Below are 6,057 nucleotides of genomic sequence, written 5' to 3' on the forward strand. Positions count from 1 at the left end.
TCACGAAATCCGCGCCAGTTATTGATCCGGTTGATTTTGTTGAGGGTTTGTTGGTTGAGTATACGTATGTTGTTGAGAACGTTGGTAATGTTACGATTGTTGATGATCTGACGGTTATTGATGACAAGTTTGTTGATCCGATTGCGTGTGGGACGGGTGCTCTGACGGTTGCTGCACCTGGGAATACGCGGACGTGTACGGCGACTTACGAGGTGACGGCTGCGGATGTTTTGAATGGTTTTGTGACGAACCAGGCCTCTGCGACGGACGGGACGACGACATCGAACGTTGCGTCTGCGACGGTTCCGCAGGCGGGTAACCCTGCGATTACGCTTGAGAAGGTGGCGGATACGACTGATTTTACGGCTGCTGCTGACCGGATTGATTATACGTTTACGGTGCGCAACACGGGCACTGTGAATATTGTGCGTGAAAACGGCGGCACTGCGGTGAGCCCGATCACGATCAATGATGACCAGATTGCTGCGGGTAATCTGACGTGTAACCAGCCTGTTGTTTTGTTCCCTGAAGGGTCTAGTGACACGCCGACGTCTTATACATGTACGGGTTTTGTTGATCCTGTGGGTCAGGCTGCGGTTGATGCGGGTGAATATACGAACACGGCGACGGCGTCGTTCCCGTATAGCGATCCTGCGGATCCGGCTGATCCGGTGCGCACGGTTGAATCGGCTCCAGCGAGCGACACGGTGACATCATCTGTTGTGCCTGACTTTAGCCTGAGCAAGGTGACGACGGATACGTATGGTCTTGTGGGCGATGAAATCAATTATACGCTGACGGTCACGAACCTGACGAACCAGACGCTGACAAGCGTGACGGTGACGGATCCTTTGGTGCCTGCATATAGTTGTACGCTGAGCAATGTGGGTCCGATGGCTGTGGTGGCTTGTCCGAACCCTGTTGTTTACGCGGTTGATCAGGATGATCTTGATCTGGGGCAGGTGGATAACACGGCTGAGGCTTTGGCGACGTCGCCTGACGGAACTGAAGTGACGCGCACGGATGACGAGACTGTGGTGTTCACGCCTGCGACGGATCCGACGATCCTGAGTTTTGCAAAAACGGCGTCTCCTGCCAGCTTTACGGCGGCGGGGATTGATATCGATTATACGCTTGCGGTGACCAACGATGGTTTGGTGACGCTGGAAAACATCGTGATTGATGACCCTGATTTGGGTCTGACCTGTACGATTGCGAGCCTCGCGCCGGGTCTGACGGACACAAGTTGTCAGGGCACGCGGGCCACGACGCAGGATGATGTTGATCAGGGGTCTTACACGAACACGGCGACGGCGGATGCGGATCTGGTTGATCCAGTCATGAATGGCGCGACGATCAGCGGGCCTGCGCGAGTTGCGGATTATGTGTTCACGAAAACGGCGAGCAATGATTACACGGCTGTTGGCGATCGTGTGACGTTTACGCTTTCTTTGGAAAACACAGGTAACGTGACGCTGAGCAATGTGAATTTGCTTGATGAATTCTTTGATCCTGATCTGACGTGTACGGTTGCCAGCATCGCACCGGGTGATACGGACACGAGTTGTTCGCGCGAATATGTGGTCACACAGGCCGACATTGATGCGGGCGAAATTGTGAACATGGGCAGCTTCACCAGTGATGGTGTGATTGGCGGGGCGTCTTTGTCGGATACGGCGACAGCCACATCCACGGGTCCTGTGCGCGCGCCATCCATTGCGGTGGACAAGGTTGAACGTGACGGGTCGGGGACGTTTGTGCTGAATGTCGTGGAGAACTACGACTTCACGGTGACGAACACGGGCAATGTGACCCTGCGCAATGTTGTGTTGAATGACGCGCTGACGGGATATTCCTGTGCGATTGGCGAAATGGCACCGGGTGCTGTGCTGACGTCCTGCCCTGCGGGTGGATTGCTGGAAACCAGCGTTCTGCCGGATCAGGATGATGTGGATGCGGCGGCGATTGAAAACACGGTCACTGTGACGGGCGATCCGGATGGATTGCCGCAGGTCAGCGGCGACGACACGGTGACCCTTGCGGGTCCGGATCAGCTGCCGGCACTGACGACTGTGAAGACAGTGAACACGGGCGATAACTTTGCGGCTGTGGGTGACGTGATCACGTATTTTTACGACGTGACGAACAGCGGCAATATTACCCTGACGGCGCCGATTAGCGTGGCGGATGATAAGACGACGGTGACCTGTCCATCACTGCCGCTGGGTGGTTTGGCTGTGGGTGCGACGCTGCGCTGTGAAGCGAGCTATGCGGTGACGCAAATTGATCTGGATGCGGACGAAGTGGTGAACACGGCCAGTGCGAGCATTGATCAGCCGGTTGTGCCGAATGCGACTTATCCGACGGGCACGGCCTCTGTGACATCGCCGGATGCGATGGCCACGGCGGATGCGGACCAGATGCCTGAGCTGAGCATTGTGAAGCGGATCAAGCCGGGCACGCCGACGACATATCAGAACCCGAATGATCCGATTATCTTTGAATTTTTGGTGACCAACAGCGGCAACGTGACGATCACGGAAGACATCGTGGTGACGGATACGTTGATCCCGACGCCAAACCTTGTGTGTTCCACAGCGGATGTGGCGCCGGGTGATACGGTGACCTGTGAGGCGACATGGCCTGCGGATCAGATCAACATTGACGATGGTGAATTTACGAACAGTGCGACGGCTGCGACAGAGTTTGATGATGGGACTGGTCTTGCGCCGGTTGTGACAGCTGTGCCGGGCGAGGCGACTGCATTTGCCACGCAATTGCCAGCGCTGGAAACGGTGAAGGCGTTTACGAATATCCGCGACGCGAACACGGGTGTGGTGAACGACGTCTTTGCGCCGAACAATATCGTGACCTACACGTTCACGGTGACCAACACAGGTAACACGACGATCGAAGACGATCTGTTTGTGAATGATAACCTGATCGGGCAGATCGCCTGTGGCACGGCTGATCTGGCTGTGGGGGCGAGCCGCGATTGTACCGGTGAATATACGATCACGCAGGCGGATTTTGACCTGGGTGTTGTGACGAATATTGCGTCCGCGACCGATGGGACGACAACGTCGCCGACGGTGACGGAATCCATTCCGGGTGGTGTTGATCCGGCGATTGATCTTGTGAAATCTGTGGTGACGGTGAACAGTGCTGCGGCCCCGAATATCGACAGCACAACGGATACAATTGTCTATCGGTATACGATCACGAACACGTCGCCTGCGACGGGGATCCGGCCTGCGTTGGGTCCTGTGTTTGAAGTGACGGATGACAAGTTCCCGGGTGGGACTTTGACGTGTAACAGCGGGACTGCGTTGCAGCCTGATGCGTCGTTCTCTTGTGAGCAGACCTATACGGTGACCCAGGACGATCTGGATGCGGTGTCGTCTGATCCGGCTGTGACGGGTGGTTTTGTGACCAACACGGCCAGCGCGCAGACAACGTTTGGCGGCCAGCCAGTGACGTCGAATGTGGATGATGTGACGGTATTTGCGGATGATAATGCGGCGCTGAGCGTGGCCAAAGTGGCGGTGAACCAAACGACACCGGGCCAGCCTGCGGATATTGAAAACGGTGTGGGCGACACATTGTTGTTTACGATTACGGTCAGCAACACGGGCAACCAGACGATGTCGAACATCATGGTGGATGACCCGATGTTGACGGGTCTGAGCTGTACGGTGAACGGGGCCAGCCCTGCGAACCTGGTGATTGCACCGGGCGAAGATGCGATTTGTACGGGCACTTATGTTGTGACCCAGCAGGATATTGACGACGGGATCGTTGATAACGTGGCGGATGCCAGCGGTGCAAACCCGCAAGGTGTTCTGACCGAAGCCAGCGGGACGACGACGTATCCTGTTGTGGGGCCATTGCCGGAACTGAGTGTTGCGAAGGATCTGGAAGGTCTTGCGCCAAGCTTTACGGATGTGGGTCAGACGCTGGACTTCCGGATTACCGTTGAAAACACCGGTAACGTCACGATGGAGAACATCTTTGTGACGGATGATCTGGTGGCGGGGACCTGTACGATCGGGACGTTGGCACCGGGTGCTGTGGATGACAGCTGTTTGTTCACCTATGCGGTGACGCAGGACGATATTGACGCGGGCTTTGTGAACAACACGGCGACGGCGACGGGCACACCGGCTATTCCGGGCGGGACACCGCAAACGGCTGATGGCAGTGAAACGGTTGATGGTCCGCTGCGCGAGCCGTCGATTGCGGTGGCCAAAGTGGGTACGGGTCCATTGACGGGTGGGACGTTTGACACTGAAGGTCAGGTGGTCAGCTACATCTTTACGATTGCGAACACGGGCAATGTGACATTGACCGAAGCGCCTGCGGTATCTGATGACAAGATTGGTGCGGTGACGGATTGTGATCCGATCAGTGATGCGCAGCCGTTGTTGCCGACTGAGACTGTGGAATGTCGTGCGACTTATACGGTGACGCAAGATGACGTTGATGCGGGTCTTGTGACCAACATCGTGAACGTGACGATGCCCAATGAATACGATTCCGATCCGAATGCGCCACCACTGGCTGCGACTGCGACGGAAATGGTCACCGGCGAACGCACCCCGTCGATGGTTGTCACGAAAGAGGCCTCTGACGATGTGGACGTCGTTGAAGGCACTGAAATTACATACACTTACACGGTCGAGAACACGGGCAATGTGCGCCTGCGTGATGTGACCTTGAACGACGAACACCGGTCTGCTGCGGGTCTGAGCGCGCTTGTGATCACCCCGAATAACGTGATTGCAGTGCTGGAACCGGGTGCATCTGAAACCCGCACGGCGACCTATACGGTCACACAGGCAGACGTGGATGCGGGTGATGATCTGACCAACACCGTGACCGTGGATGCAACGCCACCTGCAGGTCTTGATCCGCTGGAAGAAACGGCGGACGAAGTGGTCAGCCTTGACGTCAAAGATGCTGAGATGACGGTCCTGAAGATCGTGCCAAATGTGCCTGCGGTGCTGGAAGCGGGCGTTGATGTGACCTTCCAGATCACAGTTGAAAACACCGGTAACGTGACGCTGTCGCTGCCTGTTCTGGCCGATACACTGAGCACGGTGAACGATCTGGGTGCGGCTGATCAGACGCTGTCACCTGTGTTCCAATCGGGCAATGACGACCTGCCGATGAGCTTTGATGTGGACGAAGTGTTTGTCTACGCAGTGACCTACACGCTGACGCAAGACGACGTGGATGCAGGCGGGATCAGTAACACTGTGACGGCCACGGCGACCGATCCGCAGGGGACATCCGTGTCGGATACCTCTGACAACGGGGCAGGCGACGGCGATGATCCGACCGTTGTGCCTGTGTCGCCAACGGGCAGCCTTGAGACCACAAAATCTGTGCGGACAGGTGCACCTGATCCGGCCAAACCGACCGACGAAGTTGTGTTTGAAATCCGCGTGGCCAACACTGGCAACGTGACGCTGACAGCGCCTGTGCTGACCGAAGATCTGACACGTGCGGATAATGTGGCGATTACACCTGCGCCAACCCCTGTGCTGGAAGCGGCCAACGGAACCGACGGCGATCTGGACGGCGACAACGCGCTCAGCGTTGGCGAAACCTGGGTCTACACGGTGACCTATGCGCTGACGCAAGAAGACATCGACGCAGGCGGCTTGATCAACACGGTCACAGCCGACGCGAATGATCCAAACGGGACGCCCGTTACACCGGATACATCCGATCCGACACCCGCGCCCGTGAACCCTGATCCATCTATCGCGGTGGTCAAAACGGTGACAAGCGCGCTGCCCGCAGTGCCACAGCCAAACGACAACATCAGCTTCCTGATCACGGTTGAAAACACCGGCAACGTCACGCTCGACGCGCCCGTGCTGACCGACACGCTGACCCCGATCGGTGGCACAGCCGTGACACCAAACCCCGTGCCACAACTCGTCCCCGCCAGCGACACAAACACCAACGGCAAAATCGACGTCGACGAAACATGGCAATACACGCTCACATACACAATCACACAAACAGACATCGATGCAGGCGGGGTGG

1 pseudogene is annotated in these 6,057 nt (G+C 56.8%); it reads left to right on the forward strand.

Features of this window, described 5'->3' with window-relative positions:
• Positions 1-6,057, forward strand: a pseudogene (locus tag MWU61_RS19585) (hypothetical protein); the annotation flags it as partial.

The organism is Loktanella sp. F6476L, from assembly GCF_023015725.1.
GTDB lineage: Bacteria > Pseudomonadota > Alphaproteobacteria > Rhodobacterales > Rhodobacteraceae > Yoonia.